Genomic DNA, 24,233 nt, shown 5'->3' with positions numbered 1-24,233 from the left:
CCCGATTATGCGTCACAAAAAGGGCTGCTTTCTGCACAATGACAGAAAACAGCCCCATGGGACGCCTGTTTGTGCGGCAGCTGGCAGCCGTGCTCCCCAAACGGGAGGGTAGGCCCTGTAGCTTTGTGTCGCCGGATTTCCCCGGTTTTACTATTCACGGTTTCAGTTTTTAACGAACCCTTTTCTTGTTAAAAAAAGTTTATCATTCTTTTAAGGAGTAATCAAGTGTATTTTTGGATTTTTACGCGGCTTTTGTCGAAATATTCCGGGACGCGGGCGTGGGCGCTACGTTCTTACGCGGGCAGATGCGCCGCGAACAGCGCGGCCACCTCTTCGTATTCGCCAAGGCCGCGCAGATCGCACTGGACGTGGTAGCCCTCGCTCTCCAAAACGGACTTCCAGCTATCCTCCTCCGGCCCGGCCAGATCGTTCTGCGCGTGATCGCCCGCGACGACCATCAGCGGGGCCAGCCGCACGCGGCTCACGCCCTGCCGGTGCAGGCGGCGCAGCACATAATCGAAATTCGGGAACCCTTCGACCGTGGCGACGTACACGCGCTCCGCCCCGTCAAAGCGGAAGGTGTTTTCCAGCAGCGCGTAAGCCGCGTTCGCCGGGTGGTCGGTGCCGTGGCCCATCCAAACGAACGCTTCGTCCGCGCCAAGCTTCGGCATATGCGCGAGCAGCGCGCGCGAAAGGCGCAAATAATCCTTCGTGTCCCACAAAAGCGGCTTGCCGAGCGTCAGCTTTTTAAACCGCGCCGCATACGGCTCGATCGCCTTTTGCAGCTTTTCGTATTCAAACCCGGGGATCACGTGCAGGCTCTGGCAGAGCACCTCGTCGTACCCTTCCGCCGCGAGCCGCTCCAAGAGCGCCGCGGGGCTTGGAATGCGCACGCCCTCTTCCCGTTCGATCCGGTCCGCCACCATGCCCGAGGTAAACGCGCGGAACAGCTGATAATCCGGCCGGGCCGCGGCGAGCGCCCGCTCGATCCGGCTGATCGCCTCGCGCGCCTGCGGGTAGCTGGTGCCGAAGCTGACCGCCGCCAATGCTTTTTTGCCCATACTTTAGAATCCCTCCCGCTCGGTGATCTGATACAGCAGCGCGTTGACGATGGCGGCCGCCACATTAGAGCCGCCCTTGCGTCCGCGCGCGATGATATGCGGCGTTGCGCCGCCTACAAACAACTCCTTGGCTTCCACCACGTTGACAAAGCCGACCGGCACGCCGATCACGAGCGCGGGCGACGCCGCGCCCTCGCGTATCAGCTCGTGCAGGCGAATGAGCGCGGTGGGCGCGTTGCCGATGGCGAAGATCACCGGCCCTTCGAGCGCCGCCGCCCGCTCCATCGAAACCACGGCGCGGGTCACGCCGCGCGCCTTCGCTTCGCGCGCAACGTCCTCCTCCGCCATGAAGCAGCGCGCCGCCGCGCCGCACGTTTGCAGCGCCGCCTTGTTGACGCCCGCGAAAGCCATGTTGGTATCGGTCACGACCGTCGCGCCCGCAAGCAGGGCGGCTTTGCCGCGCTCCACCGCGTCCGGCGAAAAGCGCAGGTTTTCCGCATAGTCAAAATCCGCACTGGTGTGGATGACGCGGCACACCACCTCGCGCTCCCCCGCCGGGAAGGTGCGGCCGCCCAGCTCCTCCGCGATGATCTCGAAGCTGCGCCGCTCGATCTCGGCGGGCGTTAAATTCATGTTCATGCGTTTTCCTCCAAAATACGGTACACAAGCGCCATATCGAGCGACGCGCGCACGGTATCCGCCAGCTTGTCATACTGCGTTTGCTTATACTGCGCCTCGCTGACGGGCGCGGCGGCGAGCGTAACGCCGCGTTTTTCGGCAAGCGTTTCGGCCAGCCGCTGGGCGACGCCCTCCCCGTCGAACACGCCGTGCAGATAGGTGCCGTAGGCGTTTTCCGCCTGGCAGCCGTCCTCTATTTCCGTTTCGCCGCGCCGCAGCGTGACCAGCGGCCGCGCGCCCGGACGGCGAACCGTTTCGCCCATGTGAATCTCATACCCCTGCACCGCCATGCCGGAAAGGGGCGCGAGCGCGCCCGCTATGGTTTGCAGCGCGCCCGCCGCCTGCACGGTCGTTTTTTCCGGGCGGAACACGGTATCGACCGGCAATAGGCCAAGGCCGCGCATTTCGCCGCCGCCCTCGGCCCCTTCGGGGTCGCTGATCGTTTCGCCCAGCATCTGGTAGCCGCCGCACACGCCGAACACCGGCGCGCCCGCCGCGTGCCGCTTTAAAATCGCGGCTTCCATGCCGCTTTCGCGCAGCCACTTTAGGTCCGACAGCGTACTCTTGGTGCCGGGCAGGATGATCAGATCGGCGTTCATAAGCTCTTGCGGGCGGGCGGCATAGCGCACGCCAACGCCCGGCACATGGCCCAGCGCCGCAAAATCTGTAAAATTCGACAGGCGCGGCAGCCGCACGACCGCGACGCATAAGGGCTCCCGCCCGCCGTCCTGCCGCAGCGTATCGGACAGCGAATCCTCCTCGTCGAGATCGAGCGGCGTCCACGGCACCACGCCCGCGACCGGCTTGCCGGTGAGCGCTTCGAGCTGCCCAAGCCCCGGCTTTAGTATCTCCGGGTCGCCCCGGAACTTGTTGATGATCAGCCCGCGAATGCGCGCGCGCTCCGCCTCGTCCAGCAGCATGACCGTGCCGTACAGCGCGGCGAACACGCCGCCCCGGTCGATATCGCCGACGAGCAGCACGGGCGCGTTTGCAATCCGCGCCATGCCCATGTTGACGAAATCATCCTGCTTTAGGTTGATCTCCGCCGGGCTGCCCGCGCCCTCGATCACGATCACGTCGTATTCGGCGGCTAGGCTTTCATACGCCTGCCGCACCTGCGGGATCAGCGCTTTTTTTGGCCCCAATACTTCCGCGCCGTGTAGTGCCCGCGCGCCACGCCGTTCACGATCACCTGCGAACCGACGTCGCTCGACGGTTTGAGCAGCACCGGATTCATGCGCACATCGGGCGGGATACCGGCGGCTTCGGCCTGCATGGCCTGCGCCCGGCCGATCTCGAACCCATCCGCCGTGATAAAGGAATTGAGCGCCATGTTCTGCGCCTTGAACGGCGCGGCGCGCAGGCCGTCCTGCCGGAAAATACGGCAAAGCGCGGCGGTCAGCAGGCTTTTGCCCGTGTTGGACGCCGTGCCCTGTACCATGATCGCCCTTGCCATCAGTCCATTCCTCCCTCGTTCAGCGTGTCGAGCGCGGCTAGAAGCGCCGCGCTCTCCGCCCTACCGCGCACGGCGGCGCGGTAATAGCCGCGCGCGAGACCCCGGTAATTGGAGCAGTCCCGCACCATTACGCCCCGCGCCGCAAGCTTTTCGGCAAGCGACTCGTCCGGAGCGCGGAAAAGCAGGTAGTTTGCCTCGCCCGGACAGACCCAAAGCCCCCGCGCGCCCAGCTCGGTTCTTAAAAACGCCCGTTCCGCCGCGATTCTCTGCGCGGAATCCCGTGCGAACGCCGCTTCGCCCGCCGCCGCGACCGCGCAGGCCTGCGCGAACACCGACACGTTCCACGGCTGGCCCGCCTGATACAGCGCTTCGATCAAATCACGGTTCGCCGTCATGCACCAGCCAAAGCGCACGCCGGGCACGGCGTACATTTTGGTGTAGGCGCGCAGCAGCACCAGCTTTTGATGGCGCGGCAGCAAATCCTTCAGCGTATGCCGCGCTTCATCGGTCAAAAAATCCGAAAAGCACTCGTCCACGATCAGCCAGATATCGTTTTTTTCGCAAACCGCCGCGATTTTACGCATCAGCGCGGGGTCGACGGCGCGGCCGGTCGGGTTGTTCGGGTTGCAGAGGAACACCGCGTCCGGCGCGGGCGCAAGGTCGGTCAGGATGCGCTCGGTCAGGGCGAAGCCCTCCTCTTCGCGCAGGGCGTGAAAGCGCGTTTCGCACGCGCCGAGCGCGCGCTCATATTCGGCGAAGGTGGGCGCGAGCAGCAGCGCGGTTTTCGGGCGTAAAACAAGCGCCAGCCGGTCGAGCACGTCGGCCGCGCCGTTGCCGGGGTAGATCCACGCGGGGTCTATCCCCTCCCGCGCGCCGACCGCGCGCCGCGCCGCGCGGCAATAGGGGTCGGGGTACCGGCCGCAGAGCGCCACCGCGTCATGCAGCGCTGCTAAAACGCTTTCGGGCGGCCCATAGGGGTTGATATTCGCCGAAAGATCGGTCGGCAGCGCGCCCCCGTGCCCTTCGGCATAGGAATACACATCGCCCCCGTGCTGATATTGCATGTAGTTTACCCCTTTCCTATCAAATAACGAAGCGCCGACCCACATGGGCGCGAAAAACACGCCGGTCCGGCGGAGCGAAGTGACCAATGTCATTAAGATAAGGTCAGGCAAAGCAAAATGGTAACGCCATCACATAAAAAGTAGGGCGCGCCGCCCTCGGCGCGCCGAGAGCGAAGCACCGGGATAAGTGAGAGCATCAAACAGGCCGGTACGGCCGAGCGAGGGCACATGGTTTCTCAGGAAGTGTTACGTCCCTTCGAGCACGGCGCGCCGAGGGCGGCGCGCCCTACTAGCTCGGTGAACCCCTTGTTTTTTCCTATGCGTTTCCCTTATCTAAATGACATTGAGCATGTATCACGGTTTTGCATTTGATCGACGCACAGCGTCGGTCAATGGATTGAGGCCTACGAGCTAACAAACCGGCGTAGAAGTGTGCCTGAAAGGCGCGCGCCGCAGCCGGAATACTCAATCGAAAGCGTGGTTTCGATCGAAATCTGTCACATCGGCCACGTGAGCAGCTGCCGCACCGCGCAGCACAGCGTGAGCGCCAGCACGCTCGCCATGGTCATCAGATCGCACGCGCGGGTGATATCGATCGGGGCGATGCGGCGGTCCGGGTCGCCGAAGGCCTGTTTTTTGACCACCTTGCCGAAATACTTCGCATCCCCGCCGAGCTGCACATGCAGCGCGCCCGCGCAGGCGGCTTCGGTCTGTCCGGCGTTCGGGCTTTTGTGCTTTGACCGGTCGCGGCGGCAAACGCGCAGCGCGTTCCGGCTGTCAAACCGTAAAAAGCCCCGCCGCGGCGATCAAACACACGGCGGCCAATCTGGCGGGGATAAAGTTGCAGATATCATCCATTTTGGCCGCAAACTTGCCAAAGTACTCGTACTTTTCATTGTGATAGCCGACCATGGAATCGAGCGTGTTCACCGCCTTGTACAGCATACCGAGCGGCGCGCCGCCGAGCAGCATGAACACCAAGGGCGAAACCACGCCGTCGGTCAGGTTTTCGGCCACGGTCTCAACCGCCGCCTTGGTCACGCCCGCCTCGTCCAGCTCGCCCGTGTCGCGGCCCACGTACCACGAAACGGCCGTTCTCCCCTCCTCAAGCGAAACGCTGAGCGCCCGGCGCACATGCTCGCCCGCGCGCATGAGACTTTTGCGCGCGAACAGCAGCCAGCAAAGCGCCGTTTGCAGCGCAAAGGCCAGCCAAAAATGCCGGCGGGACAGCAGACGCAGCGCGAAAAAGGGAAGCGCAAAGCTTACCCCACACGTCAAAAGCCACAGCAAAACGCCCGCCGCGGTTTCGCCGCGCGGCGTTTTGGGGAACAGCCGCCGCAGCGCCCGCTCCAAAAGCGAAATCAGCCGCCCGATCAGGCAGGCCGGGTGCCAAGCGCCCTTTGGGTCGCCCAAGGCGGCGTCCAGCAAAAATCCGAGAATTACGGCAAAGGTAATGGTCACGGCGCTTCCCCCTTGATCCATTGAGGCACGCCCGCGATCACGCGAACCACGGCGTCCGCCTCCGCGGCGAGCGCGCAGCACAGCCGCCCCACGGCTTCGCGCCAGCCCTCCATGGCCGGGTCGACCGGCACCACGCCGCAGCCGGTCTCGTCGCAGGTGACCGCCTTACCCAAAAGGCGGGCTTTGAGCGCCATCGGGTCGCGGCCGTTTTCCAGTTCCTCGCGGACCCGGTCCTGCAAATTCGTTTCCAGCGGCAAGGCCGGATACAGGCGCTTGGCCAGCGCCGCCTTGCCCTGATAAGCGCCCCCGATGAACAGTACGGTCATAACGAAAGTCCTCCCACAGCGGCGAAAAATAGGCAAAAAAGCTCGGCCAGCGAAATGAAAAAGCCCGCCAAATCGCCCGTGATTCCGCCGAATACGTCCCGGCACAGCCTGCCGTGCAGCCAATACCCGGCCAGCAAAACAAGCGCCCCCACGCAAACCGCGCCCACGCCGCCGGGCGAAGCGCGCAGCCAAAGAACGGCGGCGGCGAAAAGAACCGCCGTTTCGAGCAGCAGCGTCGCCGCGACGGCTTTTTTATCGCTCCCCTCCGCGAATAGATGGGCAAGGCCGGATTCCTTGGCGCAGGGAAGCGCGACGATCTCCCGCCCGCCGAGCGCGCGCGAGAGCGCAAAGCCCGTAAGGGCGAACGGCAGGAGCGCGGGCTTCTGGTAAAGCTGGGCAAAACAGGCCGTTTCGGCCAGCAAAAAAAGCCGTCAGCCACAGGGGCCCGAACGCGCCGACGTGCGGGTCCTTCATGATTTGCAGCTTTTTTTCACGGTCCGCGTGCGAGCAGAGCGCGTCGCACGTGTCCGTGAAGCCATCCAGATGGATGCCGCCCGAAAGGACGAGCGGCAGCAGCATGGCGCCCACGGCATAGAAAAGCCCCGCCGCGCCATGCTTGGCGCAGAACCAAAACCAAAGCCACTGCGCCGCGCCGATCAGCAAGCCGACCAGCGGCAAAAAGCTCAGCGCCCAGCGCATGGTTTTCTTTTCCCAATTCACCTGCGGCACGGGAATGGCCGAATAGAGGGAAAACGCGACCAGAAAGCCGCTTACCACGCTTTTCAAGTGTCCTTCCCCTCCTTTATGGGCAGCAAAATGCCGCAAACCGATTCGTACACCGCGTCCGCGCGCCGGGCCAGCGCGGCGTTCAGCCGGGCCAGCAGGTGCATATACCGCATCGTCTCCGCCGGATACGCGAGGCCGTCCGAAAATATCTCGTCCGTCACAACGGCAAGCGTATCGCAGTGCGCCCGCACATGGTCGATACCGCGCAAAATCGCGGCTTCCGCCCGATCACCCGCGCCATCCGGCGCGAACAGCTCGTTTGCCAGCAGATTGCCGAGGTCCTCGAGCAAAACGCCGTCATACGATTTTTCAAAAGCCACGGCTTCCAGCCCCAACGGGCGCTCGGCGGTATGAAAGCCCTTGCCCGCGCGCAGCGCCCGGTGGCGTTCGATGCGCTTCCGGGCCGCTTCGCCGAACGGCTCCATGGTGGCAAGGTAGAGCTTGTCCCCCGGCGCGGCAGAGCAAAGCAGGCGCTCGGCGTGCGCCGACTTGCCCGAGGCCGCGCCCCCTGTGATGAGTAGCAGCATGGCGGTCAGGTGAGCGGCTGGTACGCTTGCATGCCGATCTCCGCAAAGCTCGGCATGTTGTCGTACGCCGCGAGGGCCAGATCGATGAGCGCCACGCCCGCCACCGCGCCCGTGCCCTCGCCAAGGCGCATACCGGCGCAGATGAGCGGCGAAAGCCCCAGCTCCTCCAGCACCCGGCGGCCCGCCGGTTCGGCGGATACATGCGAAGCGATCAGATACGCCTTAACCGCCGGGCACAGCCGCACCGCGATGAGCGCCGCCACGCAGGAGATCAGCCCGTCCAGCACGGTGGGCAGGCCGTGCGCCGCCGCGCCCAGATACAGGCCCGCGAGCCCCGCGATATCCAGCCCGCCGACCTTGTGCAGCACATCCAGCGGGTCGGCGGCGTCGGGCCGGCTGAGGGCGATCGCGGTCTCGATGGCGCTTATCTTTTTCTTTAGCCCCTCGGTGGAGAGGCCCGCGCCGCGCCCGGTGATCTCGGAGGCCGGCGCGCCGGTGAGCACGGCGGCGATCGCCGCGCTCGTCGTCGTATTGCCGATGCCCATTTCGCCCGCCGCGAAAAGGGCGTACCCCTCGCCCGCGAGCTCGTCCGCGACGGCGATGCCGGTCTCGACCGCGCGGACGCACTCGTCCCGCGTCATAGCGGGGCCCCGCGTCATATCGGCCGTGCCGCGCCGCACACAGCGCTGCCGTATTTTCGCACCCGAAACGGGCTGTGCCACGCCGATATCGACCGGCACCACGTCCAGACCGGCGCGGCGCGCCATGCAGCAGACCGAGGTGCTGCCTTTGCTGAGGTTTTCGGTGACCAGGGCGGTGATCTCCTGCCCGCACTGCGTCACGCCCTGCGCGACCACGCCGTTATCCGCGCAGAATACCACCGCCGCGCGCTTTGCGAGCTTTGGCCGCGCCGTGCGCTGCATGCCCGCGAGCCGCACGACCGCGTCCTCCAGCAGCCCCAAGCTGCCCAGCGGGATCGCGATATCGGAAAAGCGGCGTCTGGCCGCCTGCTCGCTCTCCCCGCAAGGGGGGCGAATGGCCGCCCTGCACTCTTTGATGTTCATCGTTTAGCCTCCATCCCCGCGCACCGGCGGATAAAATTCTCCGCAAAAAGCGGATTCGAGCGAAAATACAAATGCGGAAAGCCCGCGTACAGCGTGGGCGAAGATACCGCCGAGGGCCACGCGCGCCCATTCGGCTTGCGCGCCGTAAAGCCGTACCCGGCAAGGCCGGACGCCGCGTAATGAAATTCATGCGCGCGGATTTGTCCGCCTGCGGGGCAAAGCAAATTGTCCCGCGCGGCGTAAAGCGTCACATAGCCGAAGGGCTGTAGGCGCGCGGTCATATCGGCCGCGCCGCATAGCGCGCCCGCCATAGCCCGGCCGCACAGCGTTTGGTGCAGGTAGAGAAAGCCGCCGCATTCCGCCACCGTGGGCAGACCGCCCGCCACCGCGCGCCGCACGCTTTCCCGCATGCTTTTATTTTTTTGCAGCGCGTCGGCGTGCAGCTCCGGATAGCCGCCGCCGAGGTACAGGCCGTCCGCCCCGGCGGGCAGCGCCCGGTCGCGCAAGGGGGAAAAGAAAACGAGCGTGGCCCCCATCGCGCGCAGCAGATCGAAGTTATCCTCGTAATAAAAGCAAAACGCCTCGTCCCGCGCGACCGCGATGCGCACCGTCCCCGCCGTGACAGGCGGCGGCGTTTCAAGCTTGTCCATAAGCGGCGGCGCGCGGTGGGCGAGCGCCACAAGCCCGTCAAGATCGATGCAGGACTCCGCCGCGTCGGCCAGCAGGTCGAGCTTTCGCTGTAAATCCTCTATTTCGCCCGCCGTGACAAGGCCGAGGTGCCGGTCCGGTATCGCGGCCTCGGCCACGGGCGGCAGATGGCCGAATACGCGCAGCCCCGCCTTTTCCGCTATTTTCTTATAATAGGGGTACATGGCCCGCGATACGTCGTTTAAAACAACGCCCGCCAGCGTGTTTTCGCCAAAGGTGCGAAAACCGGAAAGCTCCGCCGCGAGCGAAAGCGACTGTCCGCGCGGTCTGGCGACCAGCACGGCGGGCGTTTCCGTTTCCCGCGCGAGATGGGCGGCGGATGCCTCGTCCGTATCGCCCGAAACGCCGTCGTAAAAACCCATCGCGCCCTCTACCACGCCCACGCCGCCGGCGGGGATGCAGTCCGCCAGCATGGCTCTCGCCGTTTTGCCCTCCACAAAGAACAGGTCGAGGTTGCGGCTGGGCACGCCGATCGCCGCGGTGTGGAACATGGGATCGATATAATCCGGCCCGCATTTGAAGGCGTGCAGCTTTTCGCCGCGCCGGGCAAGCGCGCGTAAAACCGCGCTCGTCACCGTGGTTTTGCCGCAGCCCGAACCCGTGCCGCCAAGGAGCAGCCGCGCCGCGTCATTCGCCATGCGCGCCGCCCCCTGTAAACAGATAGACCGGGTTGTTCGCCCGCATCAGCGTGTGGCTGCCCGCGGTCTGCCCGCGCGCCGCCGCAAGCTGCACCGTTTCGATATTAGCAAAGCCCGCTTCCCTCAGCGCGCCCAGCGCTTCGCCCACGGTTTCCAGCGAAACCGCCGTGACCGCGACGCGCACCTTGGGGTTCTTTTCCCGCGCCGCGCGCAAAATCCCGGCGAGCGCCCCGCCGCTGCCGCCGACGAACACGCAGTCCGGCGCGGGCAGCGCGTGCAGCGCTTCCGGCGCAAGGCCCGGCACAGGCAGAACATTGTATCCGCCGAGCTTTACGCGGTTTTCCCGCAGCAGCGCCAGCGCTTCGGGGTTTCGTTCGACCGCGTAGGTCAGGCCCAAGTGCGCGCGGCGGGCCAGCTCCAGCGTCATCGCGCCCGTGCCCGCGCCCACATCCCACACGGTATCGCGCGGCCGCACCGCGAGCTTGGCGAGCGCGACCCAGCGCACCTCTTCTTTGGTCATGGGCGCCTTGCCGCGCGTGAGCATGGCATCGCGGATGGGCGCGGAAGCGTCCGCCGCCGCCGGGTTTTCCACGAGCAGCACGGCAAGGTCGCCGCAGCCCGCGCCCGCGAGCGACGCGGCCGTGCCCGTGGTAACGCGCTCGTCCGCCGCGCCGAGGTTTTCGCCAAGGTGCGCCGTCAGGCGCCCCAGCCCGGCTTCGGCCAGCCCCGCGCACAGCGCGTCCGCGCGGTTTTCCCCGCCGGTGAGCGCGAACACCTTTTCATGATAGCTGACAGGGCCGAGCAGGCTGCCGCGCCGCCCGTGCAGGCTGACGGCGAACGCATCCTCGTACGCGATGCCGAGCTTCGCGCAAAACACCTGCATGCTGGATAGGCCGCAAAAGAGCGTTACCGCGCCGTGCGGCAGCAGCGCCTGCCGCAGCCGGGGCGCGGCGCTGAAAAAAGCCCACATCGCCGGATACGAGCAACGCGGCGCTTGCCGCGCCGGATGAAACGGCCCGTTCGGCCAGCTCGCTAAGCGGACAGATTTTCGCGTCCGCGCGCAAGCCGGCAAAGCGCGCCGTGGCAAACACCGCGTCCGCCGCGTCCAGCGCGCGCTTCGCCTCGCCCGTCAGCCCGTCCCGCGCGCCCATGCCCGCGCCTATGATGAAAAACCGCCGCTCCATTTTGTTGCCCTCCAAAAGTTTTACTGCATCTCGGCCAGCGTTTCGTCCGCCGCCTTTACGGTAAACGCCAAATCACTGACCGTGTGCGCGCTCGAAACAAACATCGCCTCAAACTGGCTGGGCGCGAGATAGACCCCGCGCGCCAGCATGCCGTTAAAGTACGCGGCGTATTGGGCCGTATCCGCGCGCCGCGCCGCCGCGAAGCAATCGACCGGCTCCGCCGTAAAGTAGGCGCAAAGCAAAGAACCGACTTGATTGACCTGCATGGGCACGCCAAACTTTTGGGCGCTTTCGCGCAGGTGGTTCGCCAAATACAGGGCCGAGGTCTCCATGACCTCGTAGCAGTCCGGATGCTCGTTTAAGATTTCCAGCTGCTTGATTCCCGCCGCCATGGCGACCGGGTTGCCCGACAGCGTGCCCGCCTGATAGACCGGCCCGCAGGGCGCGACCTGCTCCATCAGCTCACGCGGGCCCGCGTACGCGCCGACCGGCATGCCGCCGCCGATGATTTTGCCAAAGGTAGTAAGATCGGCTCTGACGCCGAAATACTCCTGCGCGCCGCCCTTTGCCAGCCGGAAGCCGGTGATCACCTCGTCAAAGATCAAAAGCGCGCCGTGTTGGTCGCAGAGCGTGCGCAGCCCTTCTAGAAAGCCCGGCTTCGGCGGCACCACGCCCATGTTGGCCGCGACCGGCTCGACGATGACGGCGGCGACCGCCCCGGGGTTGGCGTCAAACAAAGCGCGGGCAGAATCCAGATCGTTATACTGCGCGAGCAGCGTGTCCCGCGCCGCGCCGCCCGTCACACCCTTGGAATCCGGCACGCCCTGCGTGAGCGCGCCCGAGCCCGCGCCGACCAGCATCGCGTCCGAATGGCCGTGGTAGCAGCCGTCGAACTTGATGAGCTTGTCCCGTCCGGTCGCGCCGCGCGCCAGACGCACGGCGCTCATCACGGCCTCGGTGCCGGAATTGACCATGCGCACCATTTCGATATGCGGCACCATATCCACCATGCGCTCGGCCATTTCGACCTCAAGCGCCGTCGGCGCGCCGAAGGACAGGCCGGAGAGCATGCGCTCGTGCACGGCCGCGAGAATATCCGGGTGGCTGTGGCCCAGCACCATCGGCCCCCAAGAGCCGACGTAATCGATGTATTCCAGCCCGTCCGCGTCCAAAACATGGCTGCCGAGGGCCTTTTCGATGAAGCGCGGCTTGCCGCCCACCGCGCGGAACGCGCGCACCGGCGAATTGACGCCGCCGGGCAGCACCTGCTTGGCGCGTTCAAAAAGCTGTTCCGAGTTTGTCATCAGCCGATATCCCCTTTCCGCATCGCGTCCGCCAGTTCGGGAGCAAAGTAAGTGATCAAAATATCCGCGCCCGCGCGGAACATGCCGACGGCCGATTCGCACATCACGCCGTACTCGTCGATGAGACCGGCCTTTGCCGCCGCCTTGATCATGGCGTACTCGCCCGATACCGAATAGGCCGCGACCGGCAGTTCAAACCGCTGTTTGCACTGATAGACCAGATCGAGATAGGACATGGCGGGCTTGATCATCAGGATATCCGCGCCCTCCTGCACGTCGAGCGCGCACTCGCGCATAGCCTCGCGGCCATTGTGCCAGTCCATTTGGTAGGAGCGGCGGTCGCCAAAGGACGGGGCCGAGCCCGCCGCGTCGCGGAACGGGCCGTAGAAAAACGAAGCGTACTTGGCCGCGTAGGACATGATGGGCGTGTTTACAAAGCCGTTTTCATCGAGCGCGCGGCGGATGGCGGCCACGCGGCCGTCCATCATATCCGAGGGGGCGACCATGTCCGCGCCCGCCCGCACATGGCTGACCGCGATCTGCGCCAGCCGCTCGGTCGTTTGATCGTTGTCCACGTCGTGCCCGCACAGGATGCCGCAGTGGCCGTGCGAGGTGTATTCGCACATGCACACATCGGTGATGAGGTAGAGCGAGGGATCGAGCGCGCGCAGTGCGCGCAGGCCCTGCTGCACAATCCCGTTTTCGGCCCACGCGCCCGAACCGATCTCGTCCTTCTCTTCGGGCAGGCCGAACAGGATCAGGCGAGAAACGCCGTGCGCGCGCGCTCGCTCGACCGCGCGCCCCAATTCGTCCGGCGAATAGTGATACTGGCCGGGCAGCGAGGGGATCTCCTCATAGATATGCGTGCCTTCGCGCACGAAGATGGGCCAGATCAGGCTGTCCGGCGACAGGCGCGTTTCGCGCGCCATGCGCCGCAGGCTGTCCGAAGCGCGCAGGCGGCGCGGGCGGATCGTATCGTTAAACATGTTTGTTTCCCTCCATCAAGCAGGCGATCAGGTCGTCGATCGTCGCGTTTTTCGCTGTTTGCACGCGCATACCGTGCGCGCGGGCGGCATTAGCTGTCTGTTCGCCGATGCACACGGCGGTAAAGCCGGAAAGCGGCGCGCCGCCGCACACGCGGACAAAGCCCGTGACCGTGGACGCGCTGGTAAAGGTCGCGGCATAGAGCCTTCCGGCGGCGATCATGGCGCGCAGCGCCTCCGCGCCCTCTTCCCGGTACACGGTCTCGTAAACCGGCACATCGGCAAACGGCAGGCCCGCCGCGCGGAGCGCCTCGGGCAGCGCGGGCGAACCTTCCTTCGCGCGCAGCAGCAGCACGCGGTCGCCCGGTTTGGCCGCCGCCACAAGCGCGCGCGCAAGGTGCGCGCCGTCGTACCGCGCGGGGCACAGGTCGGCCCGAACGCCGAGCTTTGCAAGCGCCGCTTCCGTTCCCTTGCCGATCACGGCGAAGCGGCAGCCGTAAAGCGCGCGCAGATCGCGCCCCTGCCGCGTGAGCGCGCGCACCATCGCGGGCACGCCCGCCGGGCTGGTCAGCACGACCCAATTCCAAGTTTCCCGCAGGGCTGAGGAAAGGGCCGCGCCGTCCTCTATCTCGCGCGTTTCGATCACCGGGCACTCGACCACCTCCGCGCCGAGCGCGCGCAGGCGGTCCGACAGCGTGCCCGCCCGGTCGCGCGGCCTTGTCACCGCCACGGTCTTGCCGAAAAGTGGCAGCGCCGAAAACCAATCGAGCGCGTCCGACAGGCCGCAAACCGGGCCGACGACGATGAGCGCCGGGCTTTGCACCGCCGCCGCGCGCACCGCTTCCGTGAGCGACGAAGCCGTCGCCACAACCTTGCGCTGGCGGGCGCGCGCGCCGTTTTCAATGACGGCGGCGGGCGTTTCGGGGTCTATACCGGCGGCAATCAGGCCCCGCATCACATCGCTAAGCGCCGCAAGACCCATGAAAAACACCAGCGTGCCGCGCAGGCGCACGAGCGCCTCAAAATCGATTTCGAGCGGCTTGCCCGCCCGCGCGTGCGCCGTTATGAGATGCACCGAGGAAGCAAAATCGCGGTGCGTGACCGGGATACCCGCGAACGCGGGCGCGGCCAGCGCCGAGGTAACGCCCGGAATGACGCGAAACGGCACGCCGTGTTCCCGCAAATACTCGCATTCCTCGCCCCCGCGGCCAAAGAGATAGCAATCCCCTCCCTTAAGGCGCACGGTGTTTTTGCCGCTTTCAGCGAGCCGGACGAGAACCCTGTTGATCTCATCCTGCGGCACGGGGTGGCTGCCCTGCCGCTTGCCCACGTCGACCGTTTCGGCCCCCGCCGGGATGAGCGCGAGGATCGAAGGATCGACCAGCCGGTCGAATACGACCGCTTCCGCCGCGCGGAGCGCTTCCGCGCCCGCCAGCGTCAGCAAGCCCTTATCGCCCGGCCCCGCGCCGACGAGTGTGACAAGCCCTGTCATATGCGCCCCTCCGCTTCCCATTTGAGTTGTAGGGCAAGCGTTCTGCCCAGCGTTTCGGCGCTGTCACACGCGCCGGTCAGCGCGCCGCGCACGGCGCGCCCCTCGCCCGTTACATACAGGCCGCGCAGGTGCAGCAGCCCTTCCCCGGTTTCGGCATAGGCCGCGATGGGCGAAAAGCAGCCGCCGTCCAGCGTGCGGACAAAGGCGCGCTCGGCCATGGCGCAGGCGCGCGCGGACGCATCGTCCAAAAGGCGCGTCTCCTCCGCCCACTCGCCCGCGCGGCCCTCCACCGCCAGAATGCCCTGCCCGGCGGCGGGCAGCATCTCCTCCGGCGTGAACACGCGGCTGATGCGGTGCGAAAGGCCAAGGCGCGTAAGCCCCGCCGCCGCGAGCACCAGCGCGCCGTACTGCCCCGCTTCCAGCTTTGCAAGCCTTGTTTGCACGTTGCCGCGCACGGGCCGCACCTCTATTTCGGGGAACAGCGCGCCAAGCTGCGCCTGCCGCCGGGCCGCCGAGCAGCCGATGGGCTTCGTTTGATCCCAAACGCCGCTTTCCGGCAAAACGAGCGCGTCCCGCGCGTCCGCGCGCGGCGGAAAGGCCATAAGCGTAAGGCCCTCGGGCAGCTCCATCGGCACGTCCTTCAGGCTGTGCACGGCAAGGTCGATGCGCCCGTCGAGCAGCGCCTGATCCAGCTCCTTGACGAACAGGCCCTTGCCGCCCACCTTGTCGAGCGTGCGGTCCAGAATCTTATCGCCCAGCGTTTTCATGGTGGTGAGCGTGCCGCCGCCAAGGCGGTTCAGCACCTCCTGCGCCTGACACACCGCAAGGCGGCTGTCCCGGCTGCCGATTTTAATCGTTTTCATCGGTTTCCTCCAATACGGCGCGGATGCGCTTTGCCATGAGGGCGGTCTTTTCGTGGTGCGCGCCGTCCGACACCACGCCCGCGACAAGGCCGTTCCCCTCGCAGATGGCCGGGAAAAAGAAGGTGGATTCCCCGGCGCGGTCGGCCACGCTGCACGGCACGCCCGCGGCCCGGCAGTCCGCCGCGACGCGGGCGTTCACCGCCCGGTCGCTTGTCGCCGCGACCGCGAGAAACGCGCCCGTCAGATCGCCCGGCTCGTACCCGCGCGCCGCGTAAAGGGCAAGCCCCGCGGGGCTTTCGGGCGCGATCACGCGCACTTCCGCCCCAAAGCGCCGAAGGACAGAAGCGCGGCGCGCCGCTATTTTCCCCGCGCCGAAGATCACGCACAGCCGCCCCGCGAGCGAAACAAATAGCGGAAAGCGCGGCGCTTCCGGCAATGCCTTGGCGAGACCAAGGCGCGCGGTCAAATAGTCCCGCATCTCCGAAAGGGTGCGGCCCGCTTCCTCCCGCGGACGGGAAACGACCAGCACCCGCGCGCCCGCGTCCCGCGCGGCGTTAAGTTTTTCCGCAAAGCCGCCCGCGCGGCCCGTATCCTTGGTAACAAGAATCTCCGCGCCGACCTGCCGCAGCAAGGCGGCGTTCAGTTCCCGCGAAAACGGGCCCTGCATGGCAATGAGATGCGCGGGCGGAAAGCCCAGCGCCACGCACGCTTCGATCACCGCCGCCGTGGGCAGCACGCGCGGATATATCCGCTCCGCAAAGCCCTTTACCGCCGTGTAGGCGGCAAGCTCCTTGCTGCCCGTCGTCAGCAGCACGCGGCCGGGGTGGTCGTTCAGCCAGCGAACGGCGCTTTCGGTATCGGGCACGGTATCGGCCCCTTGCCGCGTAAGCGCGGGACGGACAAGGCGCAAATATTCCGCGCCCGTATTCGCGCACGCCGCTTCGAGCAGGCGGCTGACCTCGCTCGCGTAGGGGTGCGTCGCGTCGATACAGACGGCGCCCACCGCGAGCACCCGCTCCATTTCCGGCTGCGAAAGCCTGCCCGCGCGCACGGTAACGCCGGGCATGGGTTCGAGCGCCTGCTCGCCGTACTCCGTCGCCACGAAGGCCGTGGCGCAAACGCCGCGCACGGAAAGGAATTTCAGCAGCGCGCGCCCCTCGCTCGTGCCCGCAAAAACAAAAACGCTCATTCGATCCGGTACCCCCGGGGCGTCACCATGCGGCCCGCGATCACGCGGGTCTGCGAATTGCCGACGAACACGGTGGTCAGCATATCGACCGCCGCGTCCCGCAGTTCGCGGAGCGTTAACAAATCATATGTTTCTCCTTCGCGGCCGATGTTTCGCGTCAGCCCGCACACGGTTTCCGGCGCGCGCGCGGCAAGCAGGATATCGCAGGCGCGGGGCAGCTGATCCCGCCGTTTCTTGCTCATCGGGTTGTACAGGGCGATGCAGAAATCGCCCTCCGCCGCGGCGCGCAGGCGCTTTTCGATAACCGCCCACGGCGTCATCAGGTCGGACAGGCTGATGCACGCGAAATCGTTCGTCATGGGCGCGCCGAGCACGGCCCCGCCCGAAAGCGCCGCCGTTACGCCGGGGATGACTTCGATCGCAACGTCCGGCCGCTCGCCCGCCAGCTCCAAAACCAGCCCGGCCATGCCGTAAACGCCCGCGTCGCCCGAGGAAACAACGGCCACCGTATGCCCCGCCCGCGCCGCGTCCAGCGCCTGCCGGCAGCGGTCGGTCTCGCGCGTCATGCCGGTGGCGATGCGCGTTTTTCCCGCCGTCAGCTCTTCGATCAAGTCCAGATACAGGCCGTAGCCCGCCACGGTGTCGCACCGGGCAAGGGCGTTTTTCGCGCGCGCCGTCATTTGCGCCGCGCCGCCCGGGCCTAGGCCGATTACATAGATCATCCGTTCATTCCCTTTCTCATACGGGCCAGACAGTCGGTCAGCCGCTCGGGGCTGACCGCTTCCTTCATGCCGCCCAAAAGCAAATCGACCGTTTTACCGACCGCCAGCTCCAGCAGACCGTCCACATCGTTTTCCTCATAAAGCGCCGAAAAGTCATGGTCGAACCGCAGGCGCCGCAGGGCGGTTTCCTTTACCTCGTCGATCACGGGGAGCGACCGGCGGTAGGCGTGCCATTCGGCAAACGCCGCGAGCTCCTCCCCGACGATCTCCATGGCTCGGGCGCGGTCCGCCGCGTTTTCATCCGCCGCGCGGCCCAGATCGTCGAGGTTCCAAACCGCCACCCCCCGCCTGCCGCCGCCCCGTCGATATCGCGCGGCATGGCAAGGTCGATCAGCAAACGCGGCGGGTGTTTCATGGCGCGCACCTGCTCCGCCGCAATGGTCAGGTGCGGGCTGGTCGTCGCCGAAACGGCGAGGTCGGCCCCGTCCAGCAGGGCGGCGCGGTCGTCGTACGGGTGGGTGGCGCAGCCTGCGGGCACCACGGTTTCGCCGTGCCGGTAGGTGCGCAGCGTGATCGTGACCGCGCAGCCCGCGTCCCGTAGCAGCGCGGCGGACAGGCGGCCCATTTCGCCGTTGCCGATCACCACGGCCCGCTTGCCCGCAAGGCCGCCGAAAAACACTTCCGCGCGCTCGATCGCGCGCTGGGCCGCCGAGGGCGGCACGCCGCGCAGCCGCGTTTCGGTGCGCACGCGCTTGCCCGCGGTCACGGCGCGGCGGAACAGGGTGTCCATCACCGCGTCCATCGCGCCCGCCTGCCGCGCGAGCGCGGCCGCGTCCCGCACCTGCGAAACGATCTGGTCGTCCCCATAGATTTGGCTCTGCACGCCCGCGGCGACCTCGGCCAGATGGCGCGCGACGGCGCTGCCGCGCAGCACCTGCGCCGCGGCGCGGTAGCTTTCCGGCGGCACGCCCGCGGCGGCGCAAAGCAAGGAAAGCGCGTCCGCCTCGGCCCCGTCCACAAGATGCACGTACAGCTCGGTGCGGTTGCAGGTGGCCAGCAGCGCGCAGCCCGAAACGCCGGGCTTTTCCGCAATGCGCGGCAGCAGCGCCAGCACCTGCCCGCGCACAAAGGAGAGCGGCTCGCGCAGCGCGATATCCGCGCGCGTAAAATCCACGCCCACCATCAAAAGATTCAAAACGATACCCTCCAATCCGAAACGGCGACGGCGGCGGTGACCCCGTCCCGCGCCGTTTTGCGGCAGATGAGCGCCCCGCCGCCCGCGCCCTTAACCGCCGCGCGTTCGCACACATTGTCGGCGCCCACGGTTTCCTTCACAAACGCCGACGCGGAAAACGTACCGCTTACCGCCGAGAGCTGCGCCGCCGTATAGACGGTGAACGGCAGCCCCTGCGCGTCACAAAAGTGAAGCAAACCCGCTTCGTCGCGCTTACGGTCGACCGAGTACACGCCCGCGACGGCCAAAAGCGGCGCGCCCGCCGCGCGCAGCGCTTCGGCGCAGACCGCTTCTATCCTTGCCCGGTCCACGCCGCGACGGCAGCCGACGCCCAGATGGACGATGCGCGGCACCAGATGCAGCGTGTGCAAAAACGGCTTTGCGGCAAGGTCGAACCCGATCGCAAACCCGCACTGCGCCGGGCCGGAAAGGCTGACGCCGCGCGGCAGCCGCCCCTCCACCGGGAAGGCCGAGGCAAGGCCGACCGTTTCGCCCCGCAAAAGCGCCGCTGAAATCCATTTGATATTTTCCGGGTCATAGACCGCAAGGCCCTTTTCCTTGGCCCATGTATCGACCGCGAACGCGCCGCGCCCGTCCGTCGCGGTGGTGACGACGGGCACCGCGCCCAGAAGGGCCGCGATGCGCTCCGCCAGCGCGTTCGCCCCGCCAAGGTGGCCGGACAGCAGCGGGATGACGAACCGCCCGCCCTCGTCGACGACGAGCACCGCCGGGTCGAGCGACTTGCCCGCGAGATAGGGCGCGACCGCGCGCACCGCGATGCCCGCCGCGCCGATAAAAACGATGCCGCCCGAATCGACCATGGCCTGCTGCGCAAAGCGCGATAAAAACGTTTGCCGCAAAGAGGGGTCGCCCGCGCGGTCGTACCGCTCGGTCAGCACATCCGGCAGCAGCGCGGCAAGGCGCTTGCCCAGCGCGGCGCCCCGGTCGGTAAACGAAACAATCTTAAGATGCGTCATGCTTCCGCCTTCCGGTAACCCGTGGTGAACGCGGGGTCGTACAGCTTGGAGCGGTCGTAATGGTCGCCCAGAAAGCCGCCCACCGTGATGAGCGCCGTTTTGGTCACGCCCTCCGCCCGCGCGGCCTCGGGCAGGCCCGCGACGGTCGTGCGGATGACCTTTTCATCCGGCCACGTGGCCTTGTAGACAATGGCCGCCGGGGTTTCGGGCGCGTAGCCGCCCGCGATCAGCCGCCGGGACAGCGCGTCCACCTGCCCGGCGGACAGGAAAATCACCATGGTGGCCCCGTGCGCGGCCAATTCCTCGATCGATTCCCGCGCGGGCACGGGCGTGCGGCCCTCCATGCGCGTCAGGATCACGGTCTGGCTCACGCCGGGCAGCGTGTATTCGGCTTTCAGCGCCGCCGCCGCGCCGCAGAAGGAGGAAACGCCGGGGCAAATTTCGTATGCAAGCCCCAGCCGGTCCAGCTCGTCCATCTGCTCGCGGTGCGCGCCGTATACCGACGGGTCGCCCGTGTGCAGGCGCACGACGGTCTGCCCCGCTTTCGCGGCGGGCGTCATGACTTCGATCACCTGCTCGAGCGTCATTTTGGCGCTGTCATAGACTTTGCAGCCCTCTTTTTGATAGCCCAGCAGCGCGGGGTTGACAAGCGAGCCCGCGTAAACGATCACATCCGCCTGCGACAGCAGCTTTGCGCCGCGCACGGTGATGAGATCGGGCGCGCCCGAGCCCGCGCCGACAAAGTAGATCATGCCTTGTCCCCCCTGACCAAAATAATGGAAAAGTAGCCGGTCGGATCGGCGAGCGCGGACAGATCGTTCACGATCCGCTCGCCCTCCATGCCGACGCGCTCGACGAGCGCCGCGTTTTGTATTTCGCCCCGGCGCGCAAGCTCGTCGCGCACGGATAGGATTTCGCGCCCCGCCTTCATCAGCACCTTGGAGCCGGGCAGGTCGAGCCCCTGCTCCGTCGCCCCATGGGACGCGGGGATAATATGCAGCATTTCCTCGCCCACGCATAAGGGGCGGCCCAGCGCCGCCGCCGCCGCGCAGAACGAAGGCACGCCGGGCACCAGCTCCGCCGCAAAGCCCCGCTCTCGCACGCGGTCGTGCACATAGGCATAGGTCGAATAGACCGAGGGGTCGCCCAGCGTTAAAAAGGCGACGGTCTTGCCCTGCCCCAGCAGGGCGCAGATATCGTTTGCCGCCTTGTCGTGGCTGCGGGCGAGCGTTTCCGCGTCGCGCGTCATCGGGGTATCACAGTGCAGCACCGGCTTGTCCGCCGCGTAGGGCGCGGCGATGGTAAGCGCCGCCTGCGCGCCCGCGCCCGCGCGCGGGGCGGCGATCACATCGCACTGACGCAAAATGCGCGCCGCCTTTAGGGTCAATAGCTCCGGGTCGCCGGGGCCGACGCCCACGCCGTATAAAATGCCTTGTTTCATGCTCTATCCTGCCGTTTCCTTTAATTTTTGAACGAGCGCCATCGCGCCGGGCGACCGCGCGAGCAGGCCGTGCCTGCTGGAAAACATCATATATTCGCCCCGCGCCTTGCCGGCGAGGCGGCGCGATAATTGCTCTTCCACCGCAAGGCCGACGCGGGCCAGCACCGGCTCCCGCAGGCCGGCCGCGTCCAGTATTTCTATGCACGCGTCGGTCGATACCGCCGCCATCAGCGCTTCCAGCACCGGCAGGGGCGCGCCGCACAGCGCGGCGTTCGCGGTGAACACCTCGCGCCGCCCGTCCGCCACGGCGGAATGCGTGTTCATCACCCCGGCGGCGAGCTTTACGAGCTTGCCCACGTGGCCGATGAGCAAAATTTCCGGGAACCCCAAGTAGGCCGCGTGATCGAGCGCGTCCCCGATGAAATTGGAGCACTTGACCGCGCGCGACAGATCGAGCCCCAGCGCTTCCCGCGCGAAATCCGCCCCGTAGTTGCCGGGGCATAGGAGCGCCACGCGCGCGCCCTGCTCATAGGCGCTTTTTAGCTCCAAATGCGTGGTCTCCATCAGGGCCGCTTCGCTCATCGGTTCGACGATGCCGCTCGTGCCGAGAATCGAAATGCCGCCCACAATGCCAAGGTGCGGGTTATAGGTCCGCAGGGCGATCTCCGCGCCGTTTTCCGCGGAAATGGTGACGAGAAAGCCGCCCCCGTACCCGTTTTCCGCCGCCGCGCGGCGCACGGCCGCCCCGATCTGCGCGCGCGGGCCGGGGTTTATGGCGCTTTCGCCAACGGGCAGCGACAGGCCGGGCTTTGTCACGCGGCCCACGCCCGCGCCGCCCCGTATCGCGGTGCCGTGGGGCCGCTTTTCCACCCGCGCGAAAATGCGGATGCCGTCGGTCACGTCCGGGTCGTCGCCCGCGTCCTTGCGCACGGCGCAAGAGGCCGCGCCCTCCAAAAGCGCAGCCTCCTCCGGCGTCAGCGCAAGGGTTTCGCCCGCGGGCACGGGCAAAAGGATTGCCGAGGGCACGCGCCCCGTCAGCAGCAGGCGCGCGGCGGCTTCGGCCGCCGCCGCCGCACAGCTGCCCGTGGTCACGCCGCGGCGCAGCTTTTTTTGGTTTTTTACAACATACTGCTCCACGGCAAATTCCTTTCCAATCATTCTATTCCGGTCAGGCGCTTGATCTCGCGCCGGGCGCGGCCGATGGTCGCGGCGGCGGTGTCCACCGCGCAGCCGTCCTCATTGTGGAGGATCTCCATCAGGTGCGAAATTCTGGGCAGGCGCAGATGGTTTTCGCGCAGCAGCGCCGGATCGCGGAACAGCTCTTCCGGCGTGCCGCAGGCCGCCATGCGCCCTTCCGCCATGATATACGCCCGGTCGCAGTAGAGCGGCACCAGATCGATATCGTGCGTGGCGAGCAAAATGGTCATGCCCAGATCGCGCTGAAATTCGCGGCACAGCTTTAAAATATCGGCAACGCCCTCCGGGTCCAGACCAGCGGTGGGCTCGTCCAGAATGAGCACCTTGGGCCGCATGACGAGCACGCCCGCGATCGCCACGCGCTTTTTCTGCCCAAAGGACAGGGCGTGCGTCGGCTTGTCCTTTAGGGCCATCACGCCGGTGCGCTCCATCGCGCGTTCGACGCGCGCGCGCACCTCGCTTTCCGGCAGGCCCAGATTGACCGCGCCAAACGAAATATCGCGGTACACGTCGGCCGAGAAAAGCTGATCGTCCGGGTCCTGAAACACAATGCCGACCTGCTGGCGCAGATTTTGCAGCCCCTTGCGGTCGTACGACACCGGCGAACCGCCGACGCGCACCGTGCCGCCCGTGGGACGCAGCACCCCGTTCAGGCACAAAAACAGCGTGGATTTGCCCGCGCCGTTCGCGCCCAGAATGCCGGTGATCTCGCCCTCGGCCGCAGCGAGGCGCAGGTCCGAAAGGGCCTTTGTTCCATCCTCATACACATAGGTAAGGCTTTCCGCTTCTATCGCGTTCATACAGGCGTAAGCCCCCTTTCCAGCAGGTACGCGGCAAGCTGCGCACAGGTCAGCCCCACGCACCACAGATAAACCGTGCGCCCGCTTTGGTAATGGGGCGGCAGCGTTTGCACCTCGCCCTCATAGCCGCGCGCTTCAAGCGAAACGTAGATGCGGTCGGCCCGGCGGTAGGCGCGCATGAACACCATGGCCAAGAGCGTGCCGAACGAGTGAAAGCTCTGCCGCAGGGTGCCGTAGCCCAGACGCGCCTGCTGCGCCACGCGCATGCGCTCCGCCGTTTCGGTCAAAACGAAGATGAAGCGGTAAATCAGCTCCATCAGCGTGAGCAGCAGCTTCGGCACGTGCAGGCGCTTCAGGGCGAGCAGCAGATCGGTCACCGGTGTGGACAGCACGGTAAAGTAAACGCTCGCCACACAGCCCAGCGCGCGGACGACCAGCCGCGCGCCCGCGAGGAGCGACGCGGCCGACACGCCGTACACGCTGCCGCCGATCGCTGCGCCCCACAAGACCCCCGTATGATCCGGGAACCGGGCGAGCACCACCGTAACCGCGCCGACCACGAGGAACCAGAACGGCACGCGGAGCAGCCGAAAGAAGTCGCCGGCGGGCGTGCCGCCCTTCCAGCGAAGAAGGGCGGCAAAGACCAGAATCGCCGTAACGCTTGCCAGCATGCCGCCGGTGCCCAGACACAGCACGACGCTGACAAAGCTGGCGGTGAGCTTGGCCGTCGGGTCGACGTCCTTTAAGCGCGATCGGTAGGAATAGCGGTCGGTTCCAATCATTCTTTTTTGCCGCGCGCGGTCACGCGGCCCAGCACAAAGCCCACTACGCCCGCGCCCAGCGCGGCCTGCAAGGCGAACAAAAGGGATTCGATCTCGCCGCTGGCGGGCTCGAGCAGCGGCTCGGCCCAGCTTTCATAGCCGGGGTGGATGGTTTCCACCGCGTCCATCGCTTCGCCGTCCGCGCCGCCAAACTCGGCGCCGCGGCGCAGGTAAAGCGGGGCCACCGCCAAAACGATAACGAGCAGGATGAGCAGCAGGTTCTTTTTCCAAATCGCAGTTGTTTTCATCAGTTCGTT

General features: G+C 66.5%; 26 protein-coding genes, 2 pseudogenes and 1 riboswitch. All 28 genes and pseudogenes read right to left on the bottom strand.

From position 1 onward, the window contains the following. Positions 1–72: 72 nt before the first annotated feature. A riboswitch (cyclic di-GMP riboswitch) is annotated at positions 73–162 on the bottom strand. A gap of 131 nt (positions 163–293) precedes the next feature. Further along, entirely contained in the window at positions 294–1,061 is a 768-nt protein-coding gene (locus RWV98_RS07670) for a sirohydrochlorin cobaltochelatase (RefSeq protein WP_317864981.1), read from the bottom strand. 3 nt (positions 1,062–1,064) lie between these two features. Continuing rightward, entirely contained in the window at positions 1,065–1,700 is a 636-nt protein-coding gene (locus tag RWV98_RS07665) for a precorrin-8X methylmutase (protein WP_317864979.1), read from the bottom strand. After that, positions 1,697–3,195: pseudogene (locus tag RWV98_RS07660) on the bottom strand (cobyric acid synthase). The gene RWV98_RS07665 and the pseudogene RWV98_RS07660 overlap by 4 nt, the downstream one beginning before the upstream one ends. Continuing rightward, positions 3,195–4,259, bottom strand: a complete 1,065-nt coding sequence (locus tag RWV98_RS07655) for a pyridoxal phosphate-dependent aminotransferase (protein WP_317864978.1) — start codon at positions 4,257–4,259, stop codon at positions 3,195–3,197. The pseudogene RWV98_RS07660 and the gene RWV98_RS07655 overlap by 1 nt, the downstream one beginning before the upstream one ends. Positions 4,260–4,756: 497 nt before the next feature. Beyond that, positions 4,757–5,023, bottom strand: a complete 267-nt coding sequence (locus tag RWV98_RS07650; RefSeq protein ID WP_317865717.1) for a cobalamin biosynthesis protein — start codon at positions 5,021–5,023, stop codon at positions 4,757–4,759. 13 nt (positions 5,024–5,036) lie between these two features. Further along, positions 5,037–5,720, bottom strand: a complete 684-nt coding sequence (gene cbiB / locus RWV98_RS07645; protein ID WP_317864977.1) for an adenosylcobinamide-phosphate synthase CbiB — start codon at positions 5,718–5,720, stop codon at positions 5,037–5,039. Then, positions 5,717–6,046 carry a bifunctional adenosylcobinamide kinase/adenosylcobinamide-phosphate guanylyltransferase gene (locus RWV98_RS07640; protein ID WP_317864975.1) on the bottom strand — a complete coding sequence of 110 codons (330 nt, stop codon included), beginning with the start codon at positions 6,044–6,046 and terminating at the stop codon, positions 5,717–5,719. The genes cbiB and RWV98_RS07640 overlap by 4 nt, the downstream gene beginning before the upstream one ends. Then, positions 6,043–6,468 (bottom strand): adenosylcobinamide-GDP ribazoletransferase, encoded by a 426-nt coding sequence (locus tag RWV98_RS07635; protein WP_317864973.1) that lies wholly within the window; start codon positions 6,466–6,468, stop codon positions 6,043–6,045. Before RWV98_RS07635 ends, RWV98_RS07640 begins: the two co-directional genes overlap by 4 nt. A 67-nt stretch (positions 6,469–6,535) precedes the next feature. Next, a pseudogene (locus RWV98_RS19415) lies at positions 6,536–6,745 on the bottom strand (adenosylcobinamide-GDP ribazoletransferase); the annotation flags it as partial. 83 nt (positions 6,746–6,828) lie between these two features. Beyond that, positions 6,829–7,359: a bifunctional adenosylcobinamide kinase/adenosylcobinamide-phosphate guanylyltransferase gene (locus RWV98_RS07625; RefSeq protein WP_317864969.1), complete on the bottom strand. Its 531-nt coding sequence runs from the start codon at positions 7,357–7,359 to the stop codon at positions 6,829–6,831. Between the two features lie 5 nt (positions 7,360–7,364). Then, the gene (cobT, locus tag RWV98_RS07620) at positions 7,365–8,423 is read right to left on the bottom strand and encodes a nicotinate-nucleotide--dimethylbenzimidazole phosphoribosyltransferase (RefSeq protein ID WP_317864967.1); all 1,059 of its coding nucleotides are present in this window, start codon (positions 8,421–8,423) and stop codon (positions 7,365–7,367) included. Then, positions 8,420–9,769, bottom strand: a complete 1,350-nt coding sequence (locus RWV98_RS07615) for a cobyrinate a,c-diamide synthase (RefSeq protein ID WP_317864965.1) — start codon at positions 9,767–9,769, stop codon at positions 8,420–8,422. The genes cobT and RWV98_RS07615 overlap by 4 nt, the downstream gene beginning before the upstream one ends. Beyond that, positions 9,759–10,739 carry a precorrin-6Y C5,15-methyltransferase (decarboxylating) subunit CbiT gene (gene cbiT / locus RWV98_RS07610; protein WP_317864963.1) on the bottom strand — a complete coding sequence of 327 codons (981 nt, stop codon included), beginning with the start codon at positions 10,737–10,739 and terminating at the stop codon, positions 9,759–9,761. The genes RWV98_RS07615 and cbiT overlap by 11 nt, the downstream gene beginning before the upstream one ends. A 234-nt stretch (positions 10,740–10,973) precedes the next feature. Further along, positions 10,974–12,257 carry a glutamate-1-semialdehyde 2,1-aminomutase gene (gene hemL, locus RWV98_RS07605; protein WP_317864962.1) on the bottom strand — a complete coding sequence of 428 codons (1,284 nt, stop codon included), beginning with the start codon at positions 12,255–12,257 and terminating at the stop codon, positions 10,974–10,976. Next, positions 12,257–13,243 carry a porphobilinogen synthase gene (gene hemB, locus RWV98_RS07600; RefSeq protein WP_280961921.1) on the bottom strand — a complete coding sequence of 329 codons (987 nt, stop codon included), beginning with the start codon at positions 13,241–13,243 and terminating at the stop codon, positions 12,257–12,259. Before hemB ends, hemL begins: the two co-directional genes overlap by 1 nt. Continuing rightward, positions 13,236–14,732: a uroporphyrinogen-III C-methyltransferase gene (cobA, locus tag RWV98_RS07595; RefSeq protein ID WP_317864960.1), complete on the bottom strand. Its 1,497-nt coding sequence runs from the start codon at positions 14,730–14,732 to the stop codon at positions 13,236–13,238. Before cobA ends, hemB begins: the two co-directional genes overlap by 8 nt. Beyond that, positions 14,729–15,595 carry a hydroxymethylbilane synthase gene (gene hemC / locus RWV98_RS07590; protein ID WP_317864958.1) on the bottom strand — a complete coding sequence of 289 codons (867 nt, stop codon included), beginning with the start codon at positions 15,593–15,595 and terminating at the stop codon, positions 14,729–14,731. The genes cobA and hemC overlap by 4 nt, the downstream gene beginning before the upstream one ends. After that, positions 15,582–16,784 (bottom strand): precorrin-6A reductase, encoded by a 1,203-nt coding sequence (gene cobK, locus RWV98_RS07585; RefSeq protein WP_317864957.1) that lies wholly within the window; start codon positions 16,782–16,784, stop codon positions 15,582–15,584. The genes hemC and cobK overlap by 14 nt, the downstream gene beginning before the upstream one ends. After that, entirely contained in the window at positions 16,781–17,506 is a 726-nt protein-coding gene (cobJ, locus tag RWV98_RS07580) for a precorrin-3B C(17)-methyltransferase (protein ID WP_317864955.1), read from the bottom strand. Before cobJ ends, cobK begins: the two co-directional genes overlap by 4 nt. Beyond that, positions 17,503–17,778: a hypothetical protein gene (locus RWV98_RS07575; protein ID WP_317864953.1), complete on the bottom strand. Its 276-nt coding sequence runs from the start codon at positions 17,776–17,778 to the stop codon at positions 17,503–17,505. The genes cobJ and RWV98_RS07575 overlap by 4 nt, the downstream gene beginning before the upstream one ends. Beyond that, positions 17,709–18,701, bottom strand: coding sequence for a glutamyl-tRNA reductase (locus tag RWV98_RS07570; protein WP_317864951.1), 993 nt, complete (start codon positions 18,699–18,701; stop codon positions 17,709–17,711). The genes RWV98_RS07575 and RWV98_RS07570 overlap by 70 nt, the downstream gene beginning before the upstream one ends. Then, on the bottom strand, positions 18,698–19,717 hold the full coding sequence (locus RWV98_RS07565; RefSeq protein WP_317864949.1) for a cobalt-precorrin 5A hydrolase: 1,020 nt from the start codon (positions 19,715–19,717) through the stop codon (positions 18,698–18,700). Before RWV98_RS07565 ends, RWV98_RS07570 begins: the two co-directional genes overlap by 4 nt. Beyond that, the gene (gene cobM / locus RWV98_RS07560; protein ID WP_317864947.1) at positions 19,714–20,469 is read right to left on the bottom strand and encodes a precorrin-4 C(11)-methyltransferase; all 756 of its coding nucleotides are present in this window, start codon (positions 20,467–20,469) and stop codon (positions 19,714–19,716) included. The genes RWV98_RS07565 and cobM overlap by 4 nt, the downstream gene beginning before the upstream one ends. After that, positions 20,466–21,158 (bottom strand): precorrin-2 C(20)-methyltransferase, encoded by a 693-nt coding sequence (cobI, locus tag RWV98_RS07555; RefSeq protein ID WP_317864945.1) that lies wholly within the window; start codon positions 21,156–21,158, stop codon positions 20,466–20,468. The genes cobM and cobI overlap by 4 nt, the downstream gene beginning before the upstream one ends. Before the next feature lie 3 nt (positions 21,159–21,161). Then, positions 21,162–22,295, bottom strand: coding sequence for a cobalt-precorrin-5B (C(1))-methyltransferase CbiD (cbiD, locus tag RWV98_RS07550; protein ID WP_317864943.1), 1,134 nt, complete (start codon positions 22,293–22,295; stop codon positions 21,162–21,164). A gap of 17 nt (positions 22,296–22,312) precedes the next feature. Beyond that, complete coding sequence (locus tag RWV98_RS07545; RefSeq protein ID WP_317864941.1) at positions 22,313–23,155, bottom strand: ATP-binding cassette domain-containing protein; 843 nt, start codon at positions 23,153–23,155, stop codon at positions 22,313–22,315. Next, positions 23,152–23,937 carry a cobalt ECF transporter T component CbiQ gene (cbiQ, locus tag RWV98_RS07540; protein WP_317864940.1) on the bottom strand — a complete coding sequence of 262 codons (786 nt, stop codon included), beginning with the start codon at positions 23,935–23,937 and terminating at the stop codon, positions 23,152–23,154. The genes RWV98_RS07545 and cbiQ overlap by 4 nt, the downstream gene beginning before the upstream one ends. After that, on the bottom strand, positions 23,934–24,224 hold the full coding sequence (locus RWV98_RS07535) for an energy-coupling factor ABC transporter substrate-binding protein (RefSeq protein ID WP_317864938.1): 291 nt from the start codon (positions 24,222–24,224) through the stop codon (positions 23,934–23,936). The genes cbiQ and RWV98_RS07535 overlap by 4 nt, the downstream gene beginning before the upstream one ends. Positions 24,225–24,233: the final 9 nt, after the last annotated feature.

Source organism: Agathobaculum sp. NTUH-O15-33, assembly GCF_033193315.1.
In the GTDB taxonomy this organism is placed as follows: domain Bacteria; phylum Bacillota; class Clostridia; order Oscillospirales; family Butyricicoccaceae; genus Agathobaculum; species Agathobaculum faecihominis_A.
Note: the sequence above shows the minus strand (reverse complement) of the source record. Positions and strands in the feature narration are given on the sequence as shown.

Excerpts from the sequence above, each read along its gene's own strand:
- cbiQ (WP_317864940.1), bottom strand. The coding sequence starts at position 23,937 with ATGATTGGAACCGACCGCTATTCCTACCGATCGCGCTTAAAGGACGTC.
- hemB (WP_280961921.1), bottom strand. The coding sequence starts at position 13,243 with ATGTTTAACGATACGATCCGCCCGCGCCGCCTGCGCGCTTCGGACAGC.
- hemC (WP_317864958.1), bottom strand. The coding sequence starts at position 15,595 with ATGAAAACGATTAAAATCGGCAGCCGGGACAGCCGCCTTGCGGTGTGT.
- RWV98_RS07575 (WP_317864953.1), bottom strand. The coding sequence starts at position 17,778 with ATGGAGATCGTCGGGGAGGAGCTCGCGGCGTTTGCCGAATGGCACGCC.
- cobK (WP_317864957.1), bottom strand. The coding sequence starts at position 16,784 with ATGAGCGTTTTTGTTTTTGCGGGCACGAGCGAGGGGCGCGCGCTGCTG.
- RWV98_RS07545 (WP_317864941.1), bottom strand. The coding sequence starts at position 23,155 with ATGAACGCGATAGAAGCGGAAAGCCTTACCTATGTGTATGAGGATGGA.
- RWV98_RS07625 (WP_317864969.1), bottom strand. The coding sequence starts at position 7,359 with ATGCTGCTACTCATCACAGGGGGCGCGGCCTCGGGCAAGTCGGCGCAC.
- cobM (WP_317864947.1), bottom strand. The coding sequence starts at position 20,469 with ATGATCTACTTTGTCGGCGCGGGCTCGGGCGCGCCCGATCTCATCACC.
- RWV98_RS07615 (WP_317864965.1), bottom strand. The coding sequence starts at position 9,769 with ATGGCGAATGACGCGGCGCGGCTGCTCCTTGGCGGCACGGGTTCGGGC.
- cobT (WP_317864967.1), bottom strand. The coding sequence starts at position 8,423 with ATGAACATCAAAGAGTGCAGGGCGGCCATTCGCCCCCCTTGCGGGGAG.
- cbiT (WP_317864963.1), bottom strand. The coding sequence starts at position 10,739 with ATGTGGGCTTTTTTCAGCGCCGCGCCCCGGCTGCGGCAGGCGCTGCTG.
- RWV98_RS07640 (WP_317864975.1), bottom strand. The coding sequence starts at position 6,046 with ATGACCGTACTGTTCATCGGGGGCGCTTATCAGGGCAAGGCGGCGCTG.
- cobA (WP_317864960.1), bottom strand. The coding sequence starts at position 14,732 with ATGACAGGGCTTGTCACACTCGTCGGCGCGGGGCCGGGCGATAAGGGC.
- hemL (WP_317864962.1), bottom strand. The coding sequence starts at position 12,257 with ATGACAAACTCGGAACAGCTTTTTGAACGCGCCAAGCAGGTGCTGCCC.
- cobI (WP_317864945.1), bottom strand. The coding sequence starts at position 21,158 with ATGAAACAAGGCATTTTATACGGCGTGGGCGTCGGCCCCGGCGACCCG.
- RWV98_RS07670 (WP_317864981.1), bottom strand. The coding sequence starts at position 1,061 with ATGGGCAAAAAAGCATTGGCGGCGGTCAGCTTCGGCACCAGCTACCCG.
- cobJ (WP_317864955.1), bottom strand. The coding sequence starts at position 17,506 with ATGATCTATGTAATCGGCCTAGGCCCGGGCGGCGCGGCGCAAATGACG.
- RWV98_RS07565 (WP_317864949.1), bottom strand. The coding sequence starts at position 19,717 with ATGACGCATCTTAAGATTGTTTCGTTTACCGACCGGGGCGCCGCGCTG.
- RWV98_RS07655 (WP_317864978.1), bottom strand. The coding sequence starts at position 4,259 with ATGCAATATCAGCACGGGGGCGATGTGTATTCCTATGCCGAAGGGCAC.
- RWV98_RS07535 (WP_317864938.1), bottom strand. The coding sequence starts at position 24,224 with ATGAAAACAACTGCGATTTGGAAAAAGAACCTGCTGCTCATCCTGCTC.
- RWV98_RS07665 (WP_317864979.1), bottom strand. The coding sequence starts at position 1,700 with ATGAACATGAATTTAACGCCCGCCGAGATCGAGCGGCGCAGCTTCGAG.